We start from the raw sequence: 24022 nt of genomic DNA, 5'->3' as shown, positions 1-24022 counted from the left end.
CCGGCGCGACGGCCGTCGCCTCAGGCTGCCACCCCGACCACGCGGGTGCCCACCGCTCAGCCCACGACGAGGACCAGGTCGCCGCCCTCGAGCTGCTGCACGGCACCGATCGCGACGCGCTGGACGGTGCCCGCGACCGGCGTCGTGATCGCGGCCTCCATCTTCATGGCCTCGACCGTGGCGACCGTCTGCCCTGCCTCGACGACGTCCCCCGCGACGACGACCGGCGTCACCGCGCCCGCGAACGGCGCCGCGACCTGACCCGGCTGCGTGGGGTCGGCCTTCTCGGCCGCCCGCGCGTCGACGTCGACCGCCCGGTCGCGCACCTGGATCGGGCGCAGCTGACCGTTGAGGGTGAACATCACCGTGCGCATGCCCCGCTCGTCGGGCGTGCCGATCGCCTCGAGCCCCACGAGCAGGCGCACGCCCTTGCCGAGCGCGACCGCGACCTCCTGACCGGGCTCGAGCCCGTACAGGTACGTCGGGGTGTCGAGCACGGAGACGTCCCCGTACGCCTGGCGCACCTGCTCGAACTCCTTGGTCGGCCCCCCGAACAGCAGGTGGTTCAGCCGCCGGCGCCGCACGTCCCCCGCCTGTGCGAGCTCGGCCTCGTCCTCCGGCGACAGGGGCGTCACGCCGCCGCGCGCCGCGCGACCGGCGAGCGCGCGCGAGCGGAACGGCTCCGGCCAGCCCCCGGGCGGGTCGCCGAGCTCGCCCCCGAGGAACCCGATCACCGAGTCCGGGATGTCGAACGCCTGCGGGTCGGCCGCGAACTCCGTCGGGTCCGCGCCCGCCGCCACGAGGTGCAGCGCGAGGTCGCCCACGACCTTCGACGACGGCGTCACCTTCACCAGGCGCCCCAGGATGCGGTCCGCCGCCGCGTACATCGCCTCGATCTGCTCGAACTTGTCCCCCAGGCCCAGCGCGATCGCCTGCTGGCGCAGGTTCGAAAGCTGCCCGCCCGGGATCTCGTGCTCGTACACCCGCCCCGTCGGCCCCGGCAGCCCCGACTCGAACGGCGCGTAGACGCGGCGCACCGCCTCCCAGTACGGCTCCAGGTCCGCGACCGCGGCCAGCGACAGGCCCGTGTCGCGCTCCGTGTGCTCCAGGCCCGCGACGAGCGCGGACAGCGGCGGCTGGCTCGTCGTCCCGGCCATGGCGGCGCTCGCGGCGTCGACCGCGTCCACGCCCGCCGCCGCGGCGGCGAGCAGCGTCGCCATCTGGCCGCCGGAGGTGTCGTGCGTGTGCAGGTGCACGGGCAGGTCGAAGCGCTCGCGCAGCGCGGTCACGAGGCGCGTCGCCGCCGCGGGCCGCAGCAGACCGGCCATGTCCTTGATGGCGAGCACGTGCGCACCGGCGTCGACGATGCGGTCCGCGAGGCGCAGGTAGTAGTCGAGCGTGTACAGGTCCTCGGCCGGGTCCAGGAGGTTGCCCGTGTAGCACAGCGCGACCTCCGCGACCGTCGTGCCGGTGGCCCGCACGGCCTCGATCGCCGGACGCATCTGGTCGACGTCGTTGAGCGCGTCGAAGATGCGGAACACGTCGATGCCCGTGGTCGCGGCCTCCTCGACGAACGCCTCGGTGACGCGCGTCGGGTACGGCGTGTACCCGACCGTGTTGCGGCCGCGCAGCAGCATCTGGATCGCGAGGTTCGGCATCGCCTCGCGCAGCGTCGCGAGCCGCTCCCACGGGTCCTCGCCGAGGAAGCGCAGCGCGACGTCGTACGTCGCCCCGCCCCACGCCTCGACCGACCACAGCTGCGGGGTGGCCCGCGCGACGTACGGCGCGACGGCGGCCAGGTCGTGCGTGCGCACGCGTGTCGCGAGCAGCGACTGGTGGGCGTCGCGGAACGTGGTGTCGGTGACGCGCAGGCGCTGCTCGCCGCGCAGGGCACGCGCGAAGCCCTCGGGGCCGAGCTCGAGGAGCTGCTGGCGCGTGCCGGGCGGCGGCGCGACCGACAGGTCCAGCGCGGGCAGCTTCGTCGCGGGGTCGGTGGTGCGCCGCGGCTCGCCCAGCGGCCGGTTGACCGTCGTGTCTCCCACGAACGCGAGCAGGCGCGTGCCGCGGTCGGCGCTCTCGCGCGCGGCCAGCAGCTCGGGCCGCTCGTCGATGAACGACGTCGCGACGTTCCCGGCGACGAATTCCGGGTCGGCGAGCACGGCCTGCAGGAACGGGATGTTGGTCCGGATGCCGCGGATGCGGAACTCGGCGAGCGCGCGCCGGGCGCGGCGCACCGCCGTCGGGAAGTCGCGGCCGCGGCACGTGAGCTTGACGAGCATCGAGTCGAAGTGGCCCGAGACGACGGACCCGGCCGTCGCCGTCGCGCCGTCGAGCCGCACGCCCGCCCCGCCCGGGGAGCGATACGCGATGATGCGGCCCGTGTCGGGACGGAACCCGTTCGCGGGGTCCTCGGTCGTGATGCGGGTCTGCAGGGCGGCGCCGTTGACGCGCACGTCCTCCTGCCGGATCCCGAGGTCCTCCAGGGTCTCGCCCGACGCGATGCGCATCTGCGCCGACACGAGGTCGACGTCGGTGACCTCCTCGGTCACGGTGTGCTCGACCTGGATGCGCGGGTTCATCTCGATGAACACGTGCTGCCCGGCCCGCTCACCCACGGTGTCCACGAGGAACTCGACCGTGCCCGCGTTCTGGTACCCGATGTGGCGGGCGAACTTCACCGCGTCCGCGCACAGCGCGTCCCGGATCGCCGGGTCGAGGTTGGGCGCCGGCGCGATCTCGACGACCTTCTGGTGGCGGCGCTGCAGCGAGCAGTCCCGCTCGTACAGGTGCACGACGTTCCCCGCGCCGTCGGCGAGGATCTGCACCTCGATGTGGCGCGGGCGCAGCACCGCCTGCTCGAGGAAGACCGTCGGGTCGCCGAACGCGCCGTCGGCCTCGCGCATCGCGGCGGCCAGCGACTCGGGCAGGTCCTCGCGCGCGTCGACGCGGCGCATGCCGCGCCCGCCACCCCCGGCGACAGCCTTGACGAAGACGGGGAACCCGATCGCGTCCGCAGCCGCGACGAGCTCGTCGACGTCCGACGACGGCTCGCTCGACGCGAGCACCGGCAGACCCGCCTCACGGGCGGCCTTGAGCGCCCGCACCTTGTTGCCGGCGAGCTCGAGCACCTCCGGCGGCGGCCCGACGAACGTCAGCCCGGCGTCCGCGCACGCGCGCGCCAGGTCCGGGTTCTCCGAGAGGAACCCGTAGCCCGGGTAGACCGCGTCCGCGCCCGCCTCGCGCGCCACGCGCACGATCTCCTCGATGTCGAGGTACGCCCGGACCGGGTGGCCCGGCTCCCCGATGAGGTACGCCTCGTCGGCCTTGAGCCGGTGCTCGGAGTTGCGGTCCTCCTGCGGGAACACCGCGACGGTGCGGGCCCCCAGCTCGTAGGCGGCACGGAACGCCCTGACGGCGATCTCCGCGCGGTTGGCGACCAGGACCTTCGAGAACACCGGCACTCCATCCGTCGACCGTGCGACGCCGCCGGGGAGAGCGTGACGCGCCGCGTACCGGGCGATCCTCCCACGGCCTCACGGGGCAGGCCGTCGCACCGGCTGTGACGTGCTCCACAGGCATGCGCGACGGCGAGCCTTCGCACGTGCGTCGTGGGGAGCGGCCCACCTCGTCGGAGGGGCGGCGCTCGCGGACCTCAGCCGGCGGAGCGGGCGCGACGGCGCTGCGCGAGCTCGTCCTGCGGGCTCACCGCCGCGTCGCCCTCGTCCTCGAGCGACTCGGTCGGCAGCTCCGCGAGCGTGCCCTCGACCTCGCGCCACACGCGCCCGACCGCGATGCCGAACACGCCCTGACCGCCCTGGACGAGGTCCACGACCTCGTCGGGCGACGTGCACTCGTAGACGCTCGCGCCGTCGCTCATGAGGGTGATCTGCGCGAGGTCGTCGACGCCCCGCTCGCGCAGGTGCTCGACGGCCGTGCGGATCTGCTGCAGCGAGACCCCGGTGTCCAGGAGTCGCTTGACGACCTTGAGGACGAGGATGTCGCGGAAGCTGTACAGGCGGTGCGAGCCCGAGCCCGACGCGGGGCGCACGGTGGGCTCGACCAGGCCGGTGCGGGCCCAGTAGTCGAGCTGGCGGTACGTGATGCCCGCGGCACGGCACGCGGTCGGGCCGCGGTAGCCGGTCGTCGTGTCCTGCTCGGTGATGTCCTCCCCGAAGAGGAGGCCCTGCGCGCCGTGCGGAACCGTCGCGCCGGCACCGACGCTCGCCTCACCGCTGCTGTTCACTGTCGCCTCCTGGGGTGATGTCCACGACCACGCTATGGGCGCCGTCGGGGGTCGTCAACGACCGACGGCCCGAGCGCGCGGGCGTGTCGCGCCCGCGCGTCCGACGAGCAGACCGCCCAACCCTCGACCTGAGGTCGAACGTCCGTGTTGTCCGTTGTGCCCGCACGTCTCGACCTTCGCTCGACGGTCGGTCCGGGCGGTGCTGACCCGCCCACCTACTCGTCCACGGAGAAGTCCTCCGGCTGGACGTGGTCCAGGAAGTCGCGGAACTTCTCGACCTCCTCCTGCTGCGCGACGTCGACGACCTCGACACCCGCCGTCGCGACGACCTCCGCCGAGCACAGCACCGGGCTGCCGGTGCGCACCGCGACCGCGATCGCGTCCGACGCGCGCGAGTCGAGCCGCACCCCGTTGCTCAGGACGAGCTCGGCGAAGAAGATGCCGCCGTCGAGCGCGACGATCTCCGCCCGCTCCAGGCGCACCCCGACCGCGTCGAGCAGGTCCCGCAGCAGGTCGTGGGTCATGGGCCGTGGCGTCGGCAGCCCCGCCTGCGCCATCGCGATCGCGCTCGCCTCCCGCGGTCCGATGACGATCGGCACCACCAGCTCGGACGCGTCGTCGAGCAGCAGCACCACGATCTCCTGGTCGCGCTGCTGCTGACGGACCCCGAGCACCTCGACCGGGACCATCGGGACGTCGTCGCTCACCCCTCCACGGTACGTCTCCGCCCGGCATCCGGCAGGGGGTGGGGCGGCCCCTGCGCGGGCGCCCGCGAGGTGGCGGACCGACCGGTGGGTCAGCGGGTGAGGTCGTCGATCCCCTGGCGCACGAACACGGTGTGCAGCTGCGCGCACAGCTCGCCGACCTCCGAGGCCACGGTGCCCGCGTGGGCGCGGGCGGACGCGCTCTGCTGCCCCCGCCACGGCGAGACGACCTGGTGCACGAGGCTCACGTGCCGGTCGGCGGCGGTACGCAGGGAGCGCAGGTGGCGCGGCTCGATGCCGTACTCCGCGAGCCCCGCGGCGAGCACGACCACGTCGAGCGAGCGCGCGTCGAGCTGGCCTCCCGGCGCCTGGCGCAGCACGCCGGCCTGGATGAGTCCCTCGACGAGGTCTCGCTCGACCCCTGCCGCGGACACGAGCGCGTCAACCGTGTAGCGCTGGCGGACGGCCGCCGAGCCCGGTTCGCCGTCGGACGTCGCCAGGCGCGGCGCGAGGACCTCGACGTCGGTGCCCGCGTCGAGCGCGGCGAGGCGCTCCTTGATGACCTTGAGCGGCAGGTACCGGTCGCGCTGCTCGACGAGCACGAACCGCAGCCGCTCGACGTCCGCGGGGCTGTACTGGCGATAGCCCGACGCGGTGCGCACGGGCTCGATGAGCCCCTGCTCCTCGAGGAAGCGCAGCTTGGAGTGGCTGACGTTCGGGAACTCGGCCCGCAGCGCGCGCAGCACGTCGGAGATGCGCATGGTCGCGCGGCGAGAGATGCCCTGGGGCCACTGCTCCGCGCCGTCGGCGGGCTCCGGAGCCGTGGCGTGCGCGGCGCCCGTCGAGGCGTTCACGACCGGGGAGCCGTGCCGCCCGCCGGTGCCCCCGCGTGCGGGCTGGCGTGGAACGTGAGCCGGTACTTGCCGATCTGCACCTCGTCGCCCGTCGCGAGCGCGACGGCGTCGATGCGGCTGCGGTTCACGTACGTCCCGTTGAGCGACCCGACGTCGCGCACGAGGAAGTGCTCGCCCTCGCGCACGAACTCGGCGTGCTTGCGCGACACGGTGACGTCGTCGAGGAAGATGTCCGCGCGCTCCGAGCGGCCGGCGACGGTGCGCTCGGCGTCGAGGAGGAAGCGGGACCCCTGCCCGGGACCGCGCTGCATGATGAGCAGGGCGGAGTGGCGCGGCAGGGCCGCGACCGCGGCGTGCTCCTCGGGGCTCAGGCCGCCCGGCTGCACGCCCTCCTCGATCGGGGCCTCGATCCGGCCGAAGCTGACCGTCGTGTCGCTACCCGCCCGGTTCGGCACCTCAGGACCGCCTGGGACACTCATCTCGCCTCCTCGGGGCTCACGCACGTCGTGCTCGACCTCGGAACACCGCACCGCAGGGCCGTGGCCCCACGTGCGGAATCAGTGCTCGAAAACTACTACACCCGCAGGTCACGCGGTGCGCGCGACCCACGGTCGTCCCAACCTACCCCGGCCTGCGGGGATGCGGGAAGCCGCGGTCACTCGTCGGCGGGGACCGGGGTCGCGTACTGCGGCGCGCCGGGCTCGACGGTCGCGGCGACCTCGACCCGGTCCTGCTGGGTGATCGTCGTGCGCGCCCCGTCCGCCCGCAGCGACGCCATGGCGCCGCCGGGGATCTCGAGAGCCGTCTCGAGCGTGGACGGGTCGCCGATCACGTTCCACCGGTACGGCGAGGAGATCGTCTGCCCGTCGACCACGACGCCCTCGGCCGAGTCCTCGAAGTAGCTGCTCGCCACGAGGCGGACCCCGTTGACCTCCATCGCCTCCGCGCCCGCGTTGCGCAGCTCCTCGAGCACGTTGAAGAGCGCGAACGCGTCGAGCGGCTCCGCGCCCTCGACGACCTCGATCTCGACGCCCGGCCCCTCGGCGGGGAGCCGGCCGGACAGGATTCCGAGGGTCTCCGCCTGCTGCTCGGCGAGCTCGAGGGCGGCACGCTCGCGCCCGGACCCCGACTGCAGCTCGTCCCGCGTCGACTCGAGCGAGGAGACCTGGTCCTCGAGCTCGCCGGAGCGCTGGGTCACGTCGTCGAGGAGGCGCACGAGGTCGCTCTGGCGCAGGGACGAGAGCTGGTCCTCCTGCGTCTGGCTCACCTGGACGACGAGCGCGAAGCCGAGCAGAGCGCACAGGACCCCGACGACGATCTGGGACCGGGACGCGCGCGGGCGCAGCGCGCGCCCGAGCCCCCGCAGCCCGCGCGGCTCCGGCCGCGTCGGGGAGCCGTGGCGGCCCACGGCGCCGATCGTCCCCGTCGTCGCGGGCGGCTCCTCCGGCGTCGAGCCCTCGGTGCCGGTCGTGCCCTCGGTGGTCGTGTCGTCGCGCGGCGTGTCGGGCTGCGGCGTGTCGGGGTGCGGGTCGTCGTCCGGGGCGACGGCGTCGTCCGGGGCGTGGTCCGGCGCCTCCGTGTTCCCGTCGGCGCTCTCCGGCGGTGCGGCGCCCGCCGGGTCGTCCTCGGGATCCGCGCCCGGCGCGGGGGGCACGTCGCGCTCCTGGTCGCCGGAGGAGCCGTCGTCGACGGCGCCTTCCTGGTCGACCTCGCGGTCCGTCTCGGGGGCGACGTCGGGCTCGCGCGCGGGAGCGTCCGTCGGGTCGCCGGCCTCGGCGCCGGTCGCGTCGGCAGCGTCGTCGACCGCCTCGCCGGTGGTCGCGCGCGCGGCGGCGGGCTCCTCCTGGCCCTCGGGCTGACGCTCGGGGTCGGGCGCGGTGTCCGCCTCGACCAGGTCCTGGTCCGTGCCCACCGGGTCGGGCTGGGCGGCCACGACGTCGGCGGCGGTCCCGTGGGAGGTCTGCTCGGCGCGCTCGCGCACGGCGTCCGGAGCGGCGTCCGGCGTCACGTCGGTGGCGGCCGCGTCGCGGGGGTCCTGGGGGTCGCGGGTCACGCTCACGCCTTGAAGATGTGGCGCCGGATCGCGGCGGCGTTGGAGAAGATGCGGATGCCGAGGACGACGACGACGGCCGTGGAGAGCTGGCTCCCGACACCGAGCTGGTCGCCGAGGAAGACGATGAGGGCGGCGACGACGACGTTCGACAGGAACGAGACGAGGAAGACCTTGTCGTCGAACAGCCCGTCGAGCCGGGCGCGCAGGCCCCCGAACAGGGCGTCGAGCGCGGCCACGACGGCGATGGGCAGGTAGGGCTGCAGCGACACGGGCACGGTGGGTTGCAGGACGAGGCCCGCGACGATGCCCACCACCAGTCCGACGACTGCGATCATTCGACGATCTCCTGCCCTGTCTCGTGCGCGTCCGGGCCCGTCCCGGACCCGTCGGTCGTGCCGTCCGTCGTGCCGTCGGTGCTCCCGGCGGGCGTGTCGGAGTCTACGGGCGCCGCCGGGCCCTTCGCGAAGAACAGCGTGGGCGCGGAGCGGCCTGGCAGGTCGAGGCGGCTCTGCGTCGTCACGCTCGACCGGATGCCGTACTGGGTTCCCAGGATCTGCAGGTAGTCCGACGTGCCGGAGCGCAGGAGCGAGGTGCGCAGGGTGTCCGGGTCGCCGATCGCCTCGACCCGGTAGGGGCCGACGAGGGGCTGCAGGTCGACGAGCACCGCGTCCCCGGCGGAGCGGATCGCCGACAGCCCGGTGAGGCGCTGACCGTTGATCGCGACCGCCTCCGCGCCGCCGGCCCAGAGCGCGTTGACGACGCGCTGCAGGTCGGAGTCGTGCACGAGCGAGTTCGCGTCCACGGTGTCGGACGACAGGCCACCGCTGGTGTCGTCGAGCGTGACGACGACCCCCTGCCCCTCGACCGCCTGCGTACCGGTGAGCGCGCCCTCCTCCTGGAGGCCCTGCAGCACGTCCGCGCTCGCGCCGCTGAGCGCCGCGCCCTGCAGCTGCTCGATCTCCCCGGACAGCTCCGCGCCGCGGGCCGTGAGCTCCTCGGCGGCGCCCTGCCGGTCGAGGATCTCCTGCTCCAGGGTCTCGCGCGCCGCGATGACGCCCGGCTGCGGGGCGCGCAGCTCGACGGCGGCCGCCGTGGTCACGACACCGAGGACGACCGCCAGGGCGACGAGGGTCACGGTGCCCGTGCGGCCGCGGTGCGGGGACTGCCCGGCGGCGCGGCGCGCCGCGGCGTCCGCGTACCCCGGGTCGAGCGGGCGGTGCATGACCTCGTTGAGGAGCGTCATCGACGCGTCGACGGGGGCGCGGCGTGCGGCGCCGCCCGGGTCCGGACGGTTCTCGCTCACGGCGCCTCCTGAGTCGTCGTGCCGGTCTCGTCGGTCTCTCCGCCGCCGGCCCGGTCGCGCACGACGAGCGCGCGCGTCTGCAGCACGTACTGGGCGCCCGCGAGCCAGTACAGGCCGACGCCCCACCAGGTGAACGCCCAGCCCGTGACCGCGGCGACGTCGCCCAGCCATCCCGGCATCTCGGCCAGCAGCAGGAGCGGGAACGCGTACAGCAGCGCGAACGTCCCGGCCTTGCCCGCGAAGCTCACCGGCAGAGGCCCGTACCCGTGGCGCGCCAGCAGCGGCAGCAGCCCGACGAGGAGCACGTCCCGCCCCACGATGACCACGACGAGCCACACGGGCACCACGTCGCGCCACGCCAGACCCAGGAGGGTGACGAGGATGAAGAGCCGGTCCGCGGCCGGGTCGAGCATCTGCCCGAGGCGGCTCACCTGGTCCAGGCGTCGCGCGAGGACACCGTCGAGCCAGTCCGACGCCCCCGACACCGCGAGCACGACCAGCGCCCAGACGTCGTCGCCGCGCACGATGAGGACCGCGAACACGGGCACGAGGAGCAGCCGCAGGAGGCTGATGACGTTCGGGACGGTCAGGACGCGGGAGCTGACCTGCTGCCCTGCTGACACACCCACCGCCCCGTGCTCACGTCGCGCCGTCGCGGCGACCTGCCGCGCGCGGACCATCCTACGTACCGGGCCTCCGAACCCGGGCCCTCATTTCGCGGCGCGGCGCCCGTGACGGGGGAAATCACCCGCTTCGTCCGTCCTGGCCGACGTCGGCGCCGGGCCCCGGGTGAGGGACGTCACCGGGTGCGCCCCGCCTGCCCGAGCGCGACCTCCGGTAGGATGGCCACACCTCTGGAGTTCGTCGCTCGTCCCGCGTGTGTCCGTGAGAGCGGCCGTCCCCCCCTCGATCGTCCCTGATCGTCCTGGTGGCCGGCCTGGTGTGTTCGGGAGTGCGACCTGCGAGAACCGTCCTGGTGACCGCACGCCACTCCACACCCCGAAACGAACGGTCCTCACCCTTTCATGACTGCTGACGTCCTCGCGCCCTCGCACGCCCTCGACCAGTCCGCCGACGCCGCCACCGAGCGCACGGACCAGACCCGCCCGGAGCCGACCGCTCCGACCGGTCCCGTCTTCGCCGACCTCGGTCTGCCCGCTCCCCTGGAGCGCGCCGTCGCCGACCTCGGCTTCGTCACCCCGTCCGCGATCCAGGCCGAGGCCATCCCGGCGCTCCTCGCGGGCCGCGACATCACCGGCGTCGCGCAGACCGGCACCGGCAAGACCGCCGCGTTCGGGCTCCCCCTCCTCGCCGCGATCGACCCGTCCCTGCGCCGCGTGCAGGCCGTCGTCCTGACCCCGACGCGCGAGCTCGCGATGCAGGTCGCCGACGCCGTCGAGTCGTTCGCGACCCACCTGCCCAAGGTCGACGTCGTCGCCGTCTACGGCGGCTCGCCGTACCAGCCCCAGCAGCGGGCGCTCGCGGCCGGCGCGCAGGTCGTCGTCGGCACGCCCGGGCGCGTCATCGACCACATCGAGCGCGGCACCCTCGTGCTCGACGACGTGCGCTTCCTCGTCCTCGACGAGGCCGACGAGATGCTCCGCATGGGCTTCGCGGAGGACGTCGACACGATCTTCTCCCGCGCCCCGCGCGAGCGTCAGGTCGCCCTCTTCTCCGCGACGATGCCCGCCCCGATCCGCCGCGTCGCGAACGAGCACCTCACCGACCCGGTCGAGATCGCCGTCGCCCGCCAGTCCTCCACGGTGACGAGCGTGCGCCAGACGTACGCCGTCGTCCCGTTCCGGCACAAGACCGGGTCGCTGGCCCGCGTCCTCGCGGTGTCCGACGCGGACGCCGCGATCGTGTTCACCCGCACCCGCGGCGCGGCCGAGGAGGTCGGGTCCGCGCTCGTCGAGCGCGGCATCTCCGCCGCCACCATCTCGGGCGACGTCGCGCAGAAGGACCGCGAGAAGATCGTCGAGCGCCTGCGCTCCGGCGCGCTCGACGTCCTGGTCGCGACCGACGTCGCCGCGCGCGGCCTCGACGTGGACCGCATCGGCCTCGTCGTGAACTTCGACCTGCCCGGCGAGCCCGAGGCGTACGTGCACCGCATCGGGCGCACCGGTCGCGCCGGGCGCACCGGTGAGGCGCTGAGCTTCGTCACCCCGCACGAGCGCGGCCGCCTGCGCGCGATCGAGCGCACGACCCGCACCCCGCTCGAGGAGATCGAGATCCCCTCCCCCGCGGACGTCTCCGCGCACCGCGCGCGCAAGCTCCTCGACCAGGTCCCCGCGCGCCGCGAGGCCGGCCGCCTGTCCCTGTACGCGGACCTGGTCCGCACGTTCGTCGCCGAGCACGACGTCGACCCCGTCGACCTCGCCGCGGCGATGGTGGCGCTCGCGGTCGGCGACGACGGCCCCCGCGCCCGCGAGGAGCAGGAGCGGTTCGAGGCCGAGCGTGCCGCCGCGCGCGAGCAGGCGAAGGCGCGCCGCACCGAGCGCACCGGCGAGCGTCCGCGCGGCGAGCGCGCGTCGGGCCGCCGCGAGGGCGACGGCACGCGCGGCATCCGTCGTGACGCCGTCGGGACCCGCTACCGCCTGTCCGTCGGCCACAAGGACGGCGTGATGCCCGGCGGCATCGTCGGCGCGCTGACGAACGAGGCCGGCCTCGCCGGGTCGGACGTCGGCAAGATCGACATCTTCCCGTCGTTCTCGCTCGTCGACATCACCGCGCCGCTCGACGCGGAGACCATGGACCGCATCTCCCGTGCCCGGGTGGCCGGCAAGGCGCTGCGCATCCGCCTGGACGAGGGCGCGCCCGCCTCGCGCGGCCCGCGCGGCGGCCACGGCCCGACCGGTCGACGCGACGAGCGCCGCGACCGCACCGACCGGGCCGACGACCGGGGCGAGCGCAAGCCCCGCCACCGCACGGCGTACTGACGCACCCGCCGTCGCCGCCCGGCGACGCGCGCAGACGAACGGCCCCCGATCCGCTGGATCGGGGGCCGTTCGCGTTCCGCCCGCGTCGTCGCGCCTCAGGTGCGCGGTCCCTCGTGCGCCTCGCCGTGGGCCTGGACCAGCGCCGCCAGGCGACGTGCCTCCGCGTCACCGCGCGCGCCGTCGGCCCGCTGGATCCCCATGACGGCGAGCGTCGACCCGTCGGCGAGGTCCAGGCGCACCCACGCGTCGCCGCTGCCGAACCGGACCGACACGACCTGCGCCCACACCAGCTCGCGCGTGTAGATGACGTTGCGCACCCGCAGGCCGTCGCGCGTCGGGACGGCGTGCACGCCCCCGAGGCGCCAGAGCAGCCACGCCGCGAACAGCGCGAACGCCGCCAGGGAGAGGCGGTTCACCCAGGACGTACCGAGCGGCCCCGTCGCGGACAGACCCACGACGACGCACCCCCCGACCACGACGACGCCCGTCGCCCACGCCGACACCAGGCCGAACCGGGGCCGGAACGGCCGGTACGGGTCGTCGTCACGCTCCCCCGGCAGCCCGGGGTCCGGGAACGGGTCGGTGCTCATGCCGCCACCGTCTCACACCCGCACGACGCCCACAGGCGTCGCCCGCCAGCGCAATCAAGGTCAGAGGCGGGACGCGTGGATCCGCGTCACGAGGATCGCGCGCGCCCCCACGTCGTACAGGGCGTCCATGACCTGGTTCGTCTGATCGCGGCGCACCATCGCCCGCACCGCCGCCCAGTCCCGGTCGTGCAGCGGGGACACCGTCGGCGACTCCAGGCCCGGCGTGATCGCGACCGCCCGCTCCACCAGCGACACCGGCACGTCGTAGTCCATGAGGACGTACTGCCGGGCCGTGAGCACACCCTGCAGGCGCCGGCTCAGCACCTCGACACCGGCCGGGACGTCCGCCTCCGCGACCGCGCGCGGACGGATGAGGACCGCCTCCGACACGAGGATCGGGTCGCCGAACACCTCCAGGCCCGCGCCCCGCAGCGTCGTGCCCGTCGACACGACGTCCGCGACGACGTCCGCCACCCCGAGCTGCACCGCCGACTCCACCGCGCCGTCCAGGTGCACGACCGTGGCCTGCACGCCGTGCGAGCGCAGGTGACCCTCGACCAGCACCTCGTACGACGTCGCCACCCGCAGGCCCTGCACCTGCTCCAGCGACGTCACCGTGCCCGCCGGGGCCGCGTACCGGAACGTCGACCCGCCGAACCCGAGCTGCATGTGCTCCACCGCGTCCGCGCCCGAGTCCAGCAGCAGGTCCCGGCCCGTGATCCCCACGTCCACCGTGCCCGACCCCACGTACACCGCGATGTCGCGCGGCCGCAGGAAGAAGAACTCGACGTCGTTGTCCGGGTCGGCCAGCACCAGCTCGCGCGAGTCACGACGCTGGCGGTACCCCGCCTCGCGCAGCATCTCGACGGCGGGCTCGGACAGGGACCCCTTGTTGGGGACGGCGATACGCAGCATGACGGGAACCTTCGTTCAGGGGATCGGCAGCGGGTCAGGGCGGGAACGGCGACGAGAGCAGGGGCGAGCGGCGCTCGCGGCCGGGAGCGGGACGCTCACCGGCACGGCCGCTCACAGATGCTCGTACACGTCCTGCAGGCTCAGACCCTTCGCCAGCATGAGGACCTGCAGGTGGTAGAGGAGCTGGGAGATCTCCTCCGCCGTCTTCACGTCGCCCTCGTACTCGGCGGCCATCCACACCTCGGCGGCCTCCTCGACCACCTTCTTCCCGATCGCGTGCACGCCGGCGTCCAGCTCCGCGACCGTGCCGGAACCGGCAGGTCGCGTCGTGGCCTTCTCGGACAGCTCCGCGAACAGGGACTCGAACGTCTTCACGCGCCCCAGGGTATCCGCCACCCGGGCGACGCCGGGGCGCGGTCCGCCCAGCGGGCACGCCCCGGCCGCCCCGTCACAGGTCGCGCAGCGCCACCACCGTCGCGACCGCGGCCTCCGCGGCCTCCGCACCCTTGTCCTCACGCGACCCCTCCAGGCCCGCCCGGTCCAGCGCCTGCTGCTCGTCGTCGCACGTCAGCACGCCGAACCCCACCGGCACGCCCGTGCGCACGCTCACGTCCGTCAGGCCCGACGTCGCCGCCTGGCACACGTACTCGAAGTGCGGCGTCCCCCCACGGATCACCACCCCCAGCGCCACCACCGCGTCCGCGCCGTGCTCCACCGCGCGCGCCGCCGCCACCGGCAGCTCGAACGACCCCGGCACCCGCACCACGCTCACGTGCGACACGTTCGCCGCCGCCAACGCCCGGCGCGCACCCGCCAGCAACCCGTCCATCACCCGCGTGTGCCAGCTCGCCGCGACCACCGTCACCCGCAGCCCCGACCCGTCCACGCTCACCGTCGGCGCACCTGCCCCGCTCATCCCTCGTCCTCCTTCGTCTCCGCACCCGGCTCGTCGCCCGGCTCCACCAGGACAGCCCCGTCCGGGACCGCCACCGTGTCCAGCAGGTGACCCATCGCCACCTTCTTCGTCACCAGGTACGCCCGGTTGTGCTCACCGTGACCCACCTCGATCCGCTCCGTCCCCACCACGTCGATGCCCGAGGCCACCAGCCCCGTCACCTTCGCCGGGTTGTTCGTCAGCAACCGCACCCGCGACAACCCCAGGTCCGCCAGGATCGCCGCCGCCGCCCCGTACTCCCGACGGTCCACCGGCCACCCCAGCTCCAGGTTCGCCTGCACCGTGTCCAGGCCCGCGTCCTGCAGCTCGTAGGCGCCGATCTTCGCCAGCAGCCCGATGCCACGCCCCTCGTGCCCCCGCAGGTACACCACCGCGCCCCCCTCCGCCGCGACCCGCTCCATCGCCGCCTGCAGCTGCGGACCGCAGTCGCACCGCAACGACCCGAACGCGTCACCCGTCAGGCACTCCGAGTGCACCCGCACCACCGGGACCCCGTCCGGCCCGACGGCGCTCGCGGACCCCGCGCTCGCGTCACCACCCGCGGCCGGGGGGACAGCCGGCACCAGGGCGACGTGCTCCGCACCGGTCCGCCGGTCCCGGTACCCGACCACCCGGAACCGGCCGTGCGCCGTCGGCAGGTCCGCCTCCGCCGTCCGGTGCACCCGCCGGGCCAACGACTCCCGGCCCGGCACGTCCGGAGCCGCCGCCGGCGCCGGGTCGTGCACCCGCCGCCACGCCACCAGGTCCGCGATCGTGATGAGCACCAGCCCGTCCCGCTCCGCCAGGGCCGCCGCGTCCCCCAGCCGCATCATCGTCCCGTCGTCGTGCACCAGCTCCGCGATGCCCCCGACCTCGCCCATCCCCGCCAGGCGCACCAGGTCGACCGCGGCCTCCGTGTGCCCCGCGCGATGCAGCACCCCGCCCGGGACCGCCCGCAACGGCAGCACGTGCCCCGGCCGGATCAGGTCCACCGGCCCCGACGCCGGGTCCGCCAGCACCCGCAACGTCCGCGCCCGGTCCTCCGCCGAGATCCCCGTCGTCACCCCCGTCGCCGCGTCCACCGTGACCGTGTACGCCGTGCGCCGCGGGTCCTGGCTGTGCGGCACCATCAACGGCAGCTCCAGCGCGTCCGCCCGCACCGCAGGCATCGGCGCGCACAGGTACCCCGACGAGTGCCGGATCGTCCACGCCACCCACTCCGCCGACACCCCCCGCGCCGCGAACACCACGTCCGCCTCGTTCTCCCGGTCCGGCGAGTCCGCCACCAGCACCGGCCGACCCGCCCTGATCTCCGCCAGCGCGTCCTCGACCGACCCCAGGCGCACGCCCCCCGAACCGTCCGGCACCGCGGCGCTCGCGGACCCCGCGCCCGTCACGACGCGCTCCCGGGGGCGGCGCCGGCACCGGAGCCCGACAGGAGTAGCCGCTCGACGTACTTCGCGAGCACGTCGACCTCGAGGTTCACGCGCTCGCCCGGGGCGAGGCCGCCGAGGATCGTCGCCTCGAGCGTCGTCGGGATGAGGGAGACGCCGAACGTCTCGGCGTCCACCCGCGTCACCGTCAGCGACACCCCGCTCACCGCGATCGAGCCCTTCTCCGCCACGTACCGCGTCAAGCCCGCAGGCGCCGAGAACACCAGGTCGTCCCAGCGCTCCCCCGGGTCACGGCTCACGAGCGTGCCGACACCGTCCACGTGCCCCTGCACCACGTGACCGCCCAGGCGCGCGTCCGCCCGGACGGCCCGCTCCAGGTTCACCGGCGACCCCGCCACGAGGTCAGCCAGGGCCGTACGCCGCAACGACTCCGGCATCACGTCCGCCGTGAACGACCCGTCGCCCCCGAGGCTCGTCACCGTCAGGCACACACCGTTGACCGCGATCGAGTCGCCCAGGCTCGCGTCGGACGCCGCGAGCGGCCCCTCGACCGTGAGCACCGCGTCCTCCCCCTCGCCGCCCGGGAACCCGATGTCCCGGACCTTCCCGATCTCCTCCACGATCCCCGTGAACATCAGCCGTCCCGCCCTTCCGTGCTCTTCCTGGACACCACCAGCGCGTCGTCGCCGACACGCCGCACCTCGACCGTGCGGAACCGGTGCGCGTCGGCGATCGTCGCCACGCCCAGCCCGTCCACGGCCCGCCGACCGCTCCCCAGCAGCACCGGGGCCACGTACGCGTGCAGCTCGTCCACGGCGCCGGCCGCGAGGAACGCCGTCGCGAGCGTCGGACCCCCCTCCACGAGCACGTGCCGCACCTCGCGCTCCCCGAGCCGTTCCAGCACCTGCCCGACGTCGCGCGTCAGCAGGTGCAGCAGCTCGCCGCCCTCCCCGCGCACGCGCGCAGTCGGCGGGATCCCGCGCAGCCCGACGACGACCCGCAGGGGCTGGTGCGCCGCGAGGCTCTCGGCGCTCGCGGCACCGTGCGTGCGCACCCGTGCGGTGAGCGCCGGGTCGTCCGTGAGGAGCGTGCCCGTGCCGACGAGGATCGCGTCGACCTCGGCCCGCACGCGGTGCGCGTGCTCGCGGGCGGCCGGCCCGGTGATCCAGCGGCTCGTGCCGTCCTCGGCCGCGACGTACCCGTCGAGCGTCGTCGCCGTCTTGAGCGTCACGTACGGGGTCCCGCGCCGCACGGACGTCAGCCACACCCGGAGAAGCTCCTCGCCCTCGGCGGAGCGCAGGCCGCGCACGACGCGCACCCCGGCCGCGCGCAGGCGGTGCGCACCACCCGTCGCCACGGGGTTCGGGTCGTCGACGGCGTGCACGACCTCCGCGATCCCCGCGGCGACGAGCGCGTCTGCGCACGGCCCGGTGCGGCCGGTGTGGGCGCACGGCTCGAGCGTGACGACGGCGGTCGCGCCCGTGACGTCGACGCCGCGCGTCCGCGCGTCCGCGAGGGCCGCGGCCTCGGCGTGCGGCGTCCCCGCTCCCTGGTGGTAGCCCTCGGCGAGGACCGGCCGTGGGTGCGGGTCCAGCGAGTCGGGCGCGGCGCCGTCGGGCAGGGCGCGGCCGTGCGGCGCGGGCCCCAGCAGGACGCAGCCGACCCGGGGGTTGGGTCCGTGCGCGGGTCCGTGTCCCGCGAGCTCGAGCGCGCGCGCCATCGCGGCGTCGATCGTCAGGGTTCTGGGGTGCTCGCCCATCGTCCTCCTCCCGGGCACGCGTGCTCCGGGGTGAGGGCGGGCGGCGGGGTCAGGCCTGGACCGGCCCGACGGCGTCGCTCACCACGGCGAGGCCGTCGCCGTGGTGAACGGGTGCACCGACGGGTCGCCGGAGCACCACGCCCTGGGCGTGGCCGCGCCGCACGTGCTTCCTCCCATCCGGACTGTCACCGTCGGTCCTGGAGTTCCACCAGGTCAACCGCGCGTGGGCGCGGGTCGCGGACTGTCACCGCCGGCTCGGAATTGCACCGACCCCGGAGCACGTTCGTGCGTACTGCTGCTTCCAACCGAGCATGCTACTCGCGCATTCCCCGGGGTCGGCCCGTCCGCCTGCCGAGCGGACGTGAACCCGGCAACACCCCTCCCCTCCGTGCTCGGTGGTGAGGGAGCTCGGTGGGGTGGGGTGGTGATAGCCGCTTGGCACACTATTTTTATCCGAACGAGAGGGGGGGGAGCCCCGGCTCGTGCGGGCTCCCCCCTCCGTTCGTCAGTGGGCGTGCGCCGACGCCTCCGCCAGCTCGCGCAGCGCCTGGATCTCGCCCGGCACGCTCTCCGCCCCGTACACGGCCGACCCGGCGACGAAGACGTTCGCCCCCGCGTCGGCCGCTCGTTCGATGGTCGAGCGCGACACTCCCCCGTCGACCTGGATCCACACGTCCAGCCCCGACTCGCTCACGGCCTCGCGCGCGCGTCGGATCTTCGGGAGCGTCCCGTCGATGAACGACTGCCCGCCGAAGCCCGGCTCGACCGTCATGACGAGGATCATGTCGACCTCTGCCAGGAGGTCCAGGAAGGGCTCCACAGGCGTCGCAGGACGCAGCGCGAGGCCCGCGCGGGACCCGAGGCGCCGGAGCTCGCGCGCGAGCCGCACAGGGGCAGCAGCGGCCTCGGCGTGGAACGTCACGGACGCGGCCCCGGCCTCCGCGTACGCCGGCGCCCAGCGGTCCGGGTCCTCGATCATGAGGTGCGCGTCGATCGGGACCGGTGACACCTGCGCCAGACGCTCGAAGACCGGCAGCCCGAGCGTGAGGTTCGGCACGAAGTGGTTGTCCATCACGTCGACGTGCGCGTAGTCGGCGGTCGAGATGGCGTTCAGGTCGCGCTCGAGGTTCGCGAAGTCGGCGGACAGGATGCTCGGTGCGATGAGGGCTGCCATGGGCCCCAGCCTAGGGCGCGTCCCGCCCGGCAGCCGCGCCCGTAGGCTCGTCCGGTGAGCACCCTCCCCTCCTCCGGCCCGACCACCCCGCCGGCTGCGGCTCACCCGACCGTGACGGTACGCCCCGCCACCGCGGACGACCTCGCGCGCGTCGCCGAGATCGCCGCCCCGTTCGTCCGCGACACATGCGTGACGTTCGAGGAGGAGGTCTGGGACGTCCCGGCGTGGCAGCGCAAGCTCGACGATGTCACCACGCGCGGCCTGCCGTTCCTCGTCGCCGAGGTCGACGGCACGACCCGGCCGGACGGCACGAGCGACCCGGTGGTCGCGGGCTACGCCTACGCGTCCGCGTGGCGCCCGAAGCCGGCGTACCGCCACACCGCCGAGGACACGATCTACCTCGACCCGGCCTACGCCGGCCGCGGGATCGGCACGGCCCTGCTCGGCGCGCTCCTCGACGCGTGCTCCGCGACAGGCGTGCGGCAGGTCGTCTCCGTCGTCGCCGACGTGCCCGAGGCGGCGGGCTCGCTCCCCCTCCATCGGCGCTTCGGCTTCGTCGAGGCCGGTCGCCTCACTGCCGTCGGCTTCAAGCACGGCCGGTGGGTCGACACGATCCTCCTCCAGCGCTCCCTCTGACCCCGGCGACGAGACCCGTCACGGCCCGCCCGACGCGCCGAGGTCGAGGCATGGTCCATGCCCGGTGGCGGTCGCTCGCCCCGCCGGTGGCGGGTCACCGCCCGAGGTGGTCGAGCCACGACCAGGGCTCAACCTCGGCGAGCCGGGATCAGGCGAGGAGTCCGCGGCGGAGGTCGGTCGTGCGCTGCTCGACGGTGCGCCAGGCATTCCGGCTCACGCCCGGGTGGGCGTCGCGGTCGATGTCCGCGAGCGCCGCGAGGAGCCCGTCGAGGGTCTGGGCGACGGCGCGCTGGGCGCGGCGTCGGGGCAGGCCCCAGGTGGTGCCTTCGGTGACGAGGTCCTCGGCGCTGAGGCGGTCCATGTCGCGTTCTCCGGCGACGTCCATGGCGAAGACGCGGGAGGCGTGGTCGTGGTGGAGGTGCATGGAGACGTCGTAGGCGGGGGCGAGGCGGACGGTGCCGTCGGCGTGGCGGAGGACGGAGATGTTCTTGGCGTGGGCGTCGGTGTTGCCGATGGCGAGGTTGAAGGTGGTGAGGGCGAGGAGGGGGTCGGGGCGGGTGCCGTCGTCGCGGAGGGTGCGGGCGATGGCGGCGAGGGAGGGGAAGCGGCGTCCGTGCTGGAACTTGCGTTCGGGGTCACGGGTGTTGATGCCGAGGGCCTGGGCGGCGTCTTCCTGATGGAGGCGGGCGGTGCCGCTGGGTTCGCGGGGGTCGGGGATGCGGTCGTAGCGGGTGACGACGATGGCGCGCTCGCCGTCGAGCTCGGTGACGTGGGCGTCGACGGTGGTGAGGTCGATGCGGCGGGCGAGGTCGAGGGCGGCGGCTTCGGTGTTGACGAGGTCGGCGGTGGGTGAGTCGGAGGGGCGGGCGACCTTGAGGATGTGGGTGGTGGGTGCGGTGCCGTGGGGGCGGGCCCAGCCGTGCTCGTCGTGGAGCAGGGTGATCTTGGGTTCCATGCCGGGCAGGGAGCTGGTGAGGTGGTCGGTGCGCCCTTCTCCCCCGCTGCGGGCGACGGCGGCGCGCAGGAGTCGTGCGACGGCGGCGTCGTCGAGTCGTTCGGGTGTGCCGGGGGTGGGGAGGGGGTGTCCGTCGGGGGTGAGGAGCACGGCGCCGGCGGTGTCGTGGCCGTAGTGGACGAGGAAGGCGAGGGCGTCGTCGGGGTCGATGCCGGCGTCGATGGCCATGGCGTCGCGGGTGCGGCCTTCGGGGAGGAGGCCGTCGAGCCAGGCGGCGACGCGGGCGGGGTGGGGTCCGGGTTCGTCGGGTGGGGTGATGGGCAGCAGGTGGGACAGGACGCGGGCGTCGTGTCCCCAGCGGTCGAGGGCGTCTGCGGTCCAGGTGAGGATGACGCGGGGGGTGCTGTCGGTGGTGCGCGTGCTGGCGGGTGCGAGGGTGGCGACGGGGGTGCCGTAGAGCCAGGCGGTGACGGTGGTCATGGACGCTCCTGGAGCCGCAGGTCGACGTCGAGGGTGTCGAGGAGCTCGAAGAGCCGTTGGACCCAGAGGTTCTCGACGCCGTTCTCGAGCTCGGAGAGGTACTGGCGGGTGATGCCGAGCTCCTCGGCGACCTGGGCCTGGGTGAGTCCGCGGGCGCGACGGACGCGGCCGAGGTAGGCGCCGAGGTCGCGGGGGCTGCGGGGGGTCGTCCAGGTGTCGGCCATGGGTGTCCTCCTGCGGTCGGGTGTCCCTCTCTCCGCGGCATGTCAGGTTTCTCCGACACGACGCAATGTCAGGTTACTCCGACACCGCCTCGTTGTCGAGATATGACGACAAGAACGACGTCGTCAGCGGTCCTTGCGGCGCACGAGCGTGAGGTGCATCGCGTCGGTGCCGTGGACGTGCGGCCAGAGCTGGACGTCCTGGCGGTCGCCGAGCTCGATCGTGGCGCGCGCCTCGGGGTGCACGACGTCGCGGACGACCGCGGGAGCGTCGAGCAGCTCGACGTCGTCGCGGCGACGCAGCACGTCGGCGACGACGACCTGGGTCTCGGCGAGGTGGGGCGAGCACGTGACGTAGCCGACCACTCCCCCGGGCCGGACGGCGTCCAGGGCCGAGTCGAGGAGCTCGCGCTGGAGCCCGGTGAGGGTCGCGAGGTCGGCCGGGGTGCGCCGCCAGCGGGACTCGGGACGACGGCGGAGCGCACCGAGGCCGGTGCAGGGAGCGTCGAGGAGCACGCGGTCGTAGGCGCCCGGCTCGTCCTGCCCGACGGCGCGCCCGTCGCCCGTGCGGACGGCCTCCACGGCGTCGGCCGGGACGGCGGCGAGGGCCTTCTCCACGAGGCGGGCGCGGTGCGGCTGGACCTCGTTGGCGACGAGACGGGCGCCTCGCTCGGCCGCGAGCGCCGCGAGGAGCGCGGCCTTGCCGCCGGGGCCGGCGCACAGGTCGAGCCAGCGCGCGTCGGGACCGGTCAGCGGTACGGCGGCGAGGGCGAGTGCGACGAGCTGGCTGCCCTCGTCCTGGACCCCGGCGCGGCCGTCGCGGACGGCGCCGAACGCGGCGGGGTCGCCGCCCTCGAGCCGCAGCGCGGTGGGGGCCCAGCGCGTGGGAGTGACGCGGTCGTCGCCGTCGGCCAGCTCCTCGGGGTCGGCGAGGCCGGGGCGGGCGACGAGCGTGACGCGGGGGGCGTCGTTGTCGGCGGCGAGGAGCGCGTCGAGCTCGGCGACCGGGCGGCCGTTGCCGGCGAGGGCGTCGCGCAGGGCGCGGGCGATCCAGACGGGGTGGCTCTGGGTCGCCGCGAGCGCCGCGAGGCCGTCGGGGGCGTCGTCGGAGATCGTGGTGAGCCAGTCGTCGAGGGGGGTGCGTGCGACGCGGCGCAGGACGGCGTTGACGAGCTGGGCGCTCCCGGCACCGGTGCGCTCGCGCGCGAGCCCGACCGTCTCGGACACGGCCGCGTGCTGGGGCACGCGCATGCCGAGGAGCTGGTGGGCGCCGAGGCGCAGGACGTCGAGCACGGGCGGGTCGAGGCGGTCGAGGGGCCGGTCGAGGCACAGCGCGAGGACGGCGTCGTAGCGACCGCGCAGGCGCAGGGTGCCGTAGGCGAGCTCGGTGGCGAACCCGGCGTCGCGACCGCGGATGCCGCGCTCGCGCAGGAGGGGCGGCAGGACGAGGTTGGCGTAGGCGTCGGAGCCGTCGACCTGACGCAGGACGTCGAACGCGACGGCGCGGGCCGGGTCGGTGCCCTTGCGACGCTGGGACGGCGCGTTCGAGCTGCGGGACGTCTCGCCGCGGGAGCGGGCGGCGCCGCGCTGGCGGCCGCGGGCGTCGCGGCGCTCGTCGTCGCGGCGGTCCCGGCCGCCGTCCGCACCGTTCGAACGGGCGTTCGAGTCGCTGCCGCGGGTCGCTCGCGAGTCGTTCGAACGCGCGTTCGAGCTGCGCCCTCCGCGCCGGCGATCGCTCGCCGAGTCGTTCGAACGTGCGTTCGATCCGTCGGTCGACCGCCGGCGGGGCGCGTCGTCGCGGTCGCGGTCCACGGGCGTGCCGCCGCTCATCGGACGACCTCCGCGCCGAGCACGAGGTTCTCGGGAAGGCGGGCACCGCGCGCCCAGTCGGCGGCGGGCATCTGCTTCTTGCCCACGGGAGCCACGTCCCCGAGCTGGACGGCGTGCGTGGCGGTGCCGACGAGGACCTCCTTCTTCCCGGCCCGCACGTGCCCGGGGGCGAGGTCGGTGACGTCGGGGCGCGGCGTCACCGGGGCGAGCCCGAGGCGCGCGGGCGCGCCGTCGGGCCCGGGGACGGTGGTCCAGGAGCCCGGCGCGGGGGTGCAGCCGCGCACGAGGCGGTCGACCGCGAGCGCCGGGTGGTCCCAGCGCACCTCCGCGTCGGCGGGCGTGAGCTTCGCGGCGTGGGAGACGCCGTCGGCGGGCTGGGGCTGCGGGCGCAGCGTCCCGTCCTCGAGCGCGTCGAGCGTCGCGATGAGCAGGCCCGCGCCCGAAACGGCGAGGCGGCCCAGGAGGTCCCCGGCGGTGTCCCGGGCGCGGATGGTCTCGGTCGTGGTGCCGAGCGTGGGGCCGGAGTCCAGGCCCTGCTCGATGAGGAACGTCGTGGCCCCGGTGACCTCGTCGCCGGCGATGATCGCGCGCTGCACGGGCGCGGCGCCGCGCCAGGCCGGCAGGACGGAGAAGTGCAGGTTCACCCACCCGTGGCGCGGCACGGCGAGCACCTCGGGGCGCAGGATCTCCCCGTACGCGACGACGGGCGCCGCGTCGACGTCGAGCTCGGCCAGGCGCGCGAGGAAGTCCTCGCCGCGGGGACGGTCGGTGATCACGGGGATCCCGGCCTCCTCCGCGCGCACGCGGACGGGGCTCGGGGTCAGGCGCCGCCCCCGGCCCGACGGCGCGTCGGCGCGCGTGAGGACGGCGACGACGTCGTGGCGGGAGTCGAGGAGGGCGTCGAGGGACGGGACCGCGGTATCCGGGGTCCCGGCGAACAGCAGGCGCATGGGCCCGATTCTAGGTGCCGTCCCGCTCCCGCCCCGCAGACGGTCGCAGGTCGCGGTCGCCGTCCTCGCAACGGCCGCCTACGGCCCC

The 24022-nt window shown here is 75.0% G+C and carries 23 protein-coding genes and 1 riboswitch; of the genes, 2 read left to right on the top strand and 21 right to left on the bottom strand.

The window, feature by feature from the left end; genetic code table 11:
* Positions 1-56 precede the first annotated feature (56 nt).
* The 9 genes from JOE63_RS12035 to JOE63_RS11995 form a co-directional block, all read right to left on the bottom strand.
* The gene (locus JOE63_RS12035; RefSeq protein ID WP_204541583.1) at positions 57-3455 is read right to left on the bottom strand and encodes a pyruvate carboxylase; all 3399 of its coding nucleotides are present in this window, start codon (positions 3453-3455) and stop codon (positions 57-59) included.
* A gap of 197 nt (positions 3456-3652) precedes the next feature.
* The gene (locus JOE63_RS12030) at positions 3653-4243 is read right to left on the bottom strand and encodes a MerR family transcriptional regulator (protein WP_204541580.1); all 591 of its coding nucleotides are present in this window, start codon (positions 4241-4243) and stop codon (positions 3653-3655) included.
* Between the two features lie 215 nt (positions 4244-4458).
* Positions 4459-4932 carry a bifunctional nuclease family protein gene (locus JOE63_RS12025; RefSeq protein WP_024839673.1) on the bottom strand — a complete coding sequence of 158 codons (474 nt, stop codon included), beginning with the start codon at positions 4930-4932 and terminating at the stop codon, positions 4459-4461.
* 107 nt (positions 4933-5039) lie between these two features.
* Positions 5040-5801: a transcriptional regulator FtsR gene (gene ftsR / locus JOE63_RS12020; protein ID WP_244286151.1), complete on the bottom strand. Its 762-nt coding sequence runs from the start codon at positions 5799-5801 to the stop codon at positions 5040-5042.
* Complete coding sequence (locus tag JOE63_RS12015; protein ID WP_087472040.1) at positions 5798-6280, bottom strand: FHA domain-containing protein; 483 nt, start codon at positions 6278-6280, stop codon at positions 5798-5800. Before JOE63_RS12015 ends, ftsR begins: the two co-directional genes overlap by 4 nt.
* 176 nt (positions 6281-6456) lie before the next feature.
* Positions 6457-7860 (bottom strand): DUF881 domain-containing protein, encoded by a 1404-nt coding sequence (locus tag JOE63_RS21670; RefSeq protein WP_204541577.1) that lies wholly within the window; start codon positions 7858-7860, stop codon positions 6457-6459.
* Positions 7857-8189 carry a small basic family protein gene (locus tag JOE63_RS12005; RefSeq protein ID WP_021483549.1) on the bottom strand — a complete coding sequence of 111 codons (333 nt, stop codon included), beginning with the start codon at positions 8187-8189 and terminating at the stop codon, positions 7857-7859. Before JOE63_RS12005 ends, JOE63_RS21670 begins: the two co-directional genes overlap by 4 nt.
* Positions 8186-9157 (bottom strand): DUF881 domain-containing protein, encoded by a 972-nt coding sequence (locus JOE63_RS12000; protein ID WP_244286150.1) that lies wholly within the window; start codon positions 9155-9157, stop codon positions 8186-8188. Before JOE63_RS12000 ends, JOE63_RS12005 begins: the two co-directional genes overlap by 4 nt.
* Complete coding sequence (locus tag JOE63_RS11995) at positions 9154-9780, bottom strand: CDP-alcohol phosphatidyltransferase family protein (protein WP_307840315.1); 627 nt, start codon at positions 9778-9780, stop codon at positions 9154-9156. The genes JOE63_RS12000 and JOE63_RS11995 overlap by 4 nt, the downstream gene beginning before the upstream one ends.
* 402 nt (positions 9781-10182) lie before the next feature.
* Here JOE63_RS11995 and JOE63_RS11990 point away from each other — a divergent pair, with 402 nt between their 5' ends.
* Positions 10183-12096: a DEAD/DEAH box helicase gene (locus JOE63_RS11990; protein WP_087472037.1), complete on the top strand. Its 1914-nt coding sequence runs from the start codon at positions 10183-10185 to the stop codon at positions 12094-12096.
* 95 nt (positions 12097-12191) lie between these two features.
* Here JOE63_RS11990 and JOE63_RS11985 read toward each other — a convergent pair whose 3' ends face one another.
* The 8 genes from JOE63_RS11985 to rpe all read right to left on the bottom strand — a co-directional run bounded on the left by JOE63_RS11985 (position 12192) and on the right by rpe (position 18862).
* Positions 12192-12686, bottom strand: a complete 495-nt coding sequence (locus tag JOE63_RS11985; protein ID WP_087472036.1) for a PH domain-containing protein — start codon at positions 12684-12686, stop codon at positions 12192-12194.
* Between the two features lie 60 nt (positions 12687-12746).
* Entirely contained in the window at positions 12747-13601 is an 855-nt protein-coding gene (hisG, locus tag JOE63_RS11980) for an ATP phosphoribosyltransferase (RefSeq protein ID WP_087472035.1), read from the bottom strand.
* Between the two features lie 111 nt (positions 13602-13712).
* Positions 13713-13976: a phosphoribosyl-ATP diphosphatase gene (locus tag JOE63_RS11975; RefSeq protein ID WP_024839663.1), complete on the bottom strand. Its 264-nt coding sequence runs from the start codon at positions 13974-13976 to the stop codon at positions 13713-13715.
* 73 nt (positions 13977-14049) lie between these two features.
* Positions 14050-14517: a 6,7-dimethyl-8-ribityllumazine synthase gene (ribH, locus tag JOE63_RS11970; RefSeq protein WP_087472034.1), complete on the bottom strand. Its 468-nt coding sequence runs from the start codon at positions 14515-14517 to the stop codon at positions 14050-14052.
* Entirely contained in the window at positions 14514-15881 is a 1368-nt protein-coding gene (ribA, locus tag JOE63_RS11965) for a GTP cyclohydrolase II (protein ID WP_204541570.1), read from the bottom strand. The genes ribH and ribA overlap by 4 nt, the downstream gene beginning before the upstream one ends.
* Before the next feature lie 47 nt (positions 15882-15928).
* Positions 15929-16564, bottom strand: coding sequence for a riboflavin synthase (locus JOE63_RS11960; RefSeq protein WP_087472033.1), 636 nt, complete (start codon positions 16562-16564; stop codon positions 15929-15931).
* Positions 16564-17688: a bifunctional diaminohydroxyphosphoribosylaminopyrimidine deaminase/5-amino-6-(5-phosphoribosylamino)uracil reductase RibD gene (gene ribD, locus JOE63_RS11955; RefSeq protein ID WP_239576695.1), complete on the bottom strand. Its 1125-nt coding sequence runs from the start codon at positions 17686-17688 to the stop codon at positions 16564-16566. Before ribD ends, JOE63_RS11960 begins: the two co-directional genes overlap by 1 nt.
* Before the next feature lie 160 nt (positions 17689-17848).
* A riboswitch (FMN riboswitch) is annotated at positions 17849-17972 on the bottom strand.
* Positions 17973-18193: 221 nt separating this feature from the next.
* Positions 18194-18862, bottom strand: a complete 669-nt coding sequence (gene rpe / locus JOE63_RS11950) for a ribulose-phosphate 3-epimerase (RefSeq protein WP_087472032.1) — start codon at positions 18860-18862, stop codon at positions 18194-18196.
* Between the two features lie 54 nt (positions 18863-18916).
* Between rpe and JOE63_RS11945 the strand changes: the two genes are divergently transcribed.
* A complete protein-coding gene (locus JOE63_RS11945; protein WP_307840060.1) occupies positions 18917-19498 on the top strand; it encodes a GNAT family N-acetyltransferase in 582 nt (193 codons plus the stop codon).
* Between the two features lie 148 nt (positions 19499-19646).
* Here JOE63_RS11945 and JOE63_RS11940 read toward each other — a convergent pair whose 3' ends face one another.
* The 4 genes from JOE63_RS11940 to fmt all read right to left on the bottom strand — a co-directional run bounded on the left by JOE63_RS11940 (position 19647) and on the right by fmt (position 23934).
* A complete protein-coding gene (locus JOE63_RS11940) occupies positions 19647-20933 on the bottom strand; it encodes a type II toxin-antitoxin system HipA family toxin (protein WP_204541566.1) in 1287 nt (428 codons plus the stop codon).
* On the bottom strand, positions 20930-21157 hold the full coding sequence (locus JOE63_RS11935) for a helix-turn-helix domain-containing protein (protein ID WP_087472029.1): 228 nt from the start codon (positions 21155-21157) through the stop codon (positions 20930-20932). Before JOE63_RS11935 ends, JOE63_RS11940 begins: the two co-directional genes overlap by 4 nt.
* Before the next feature lie 123 nt (positions 21158-21280).
* Positions 21281-22984, bottom strand: coding sequence for an RsmB/NOP family class I SAM-dependent RNA methyltransferase (locus tag JOE63_RS11930; RefSeq protein ID WP_204541562.1), 1704 nt, complete (start codon positions 22982-22984; stop codon positions 21281-21283).
* Positions 22981-23934: a methionyl-tRNA formyltransferase gene (gene fmt, locus JOE63_RS11925; protein WP_204541560.1), complete on the bottom strand. Its 954-nt coding sequence runs from the start codon at positions 23932-23934 to the stop codon at positions 22981-22983. The genes JOE63_RS11930 and fmt overlap by 4 nt, the downstream gene beginning before the upstream one ends.
* Between the last annotated feature and the right edge of the window lie 88 nt (positions 23935-24022).

The organism is Cellulosimicrobium cellulans, from assembly GCF_016907755.1.
Taxonomy (GTDB): Bacteria; Actinomycetota; Actinomycetes; order Actinomycetales; family Cellulomonadaceae; genus Cellulosimicrobium; species Cellulosimicrobium cellulans_D.
Note: the sequence above shows the minus strand (reverse complement) of the source record. Positions and strands in the feature narration are given on the sequence as shown.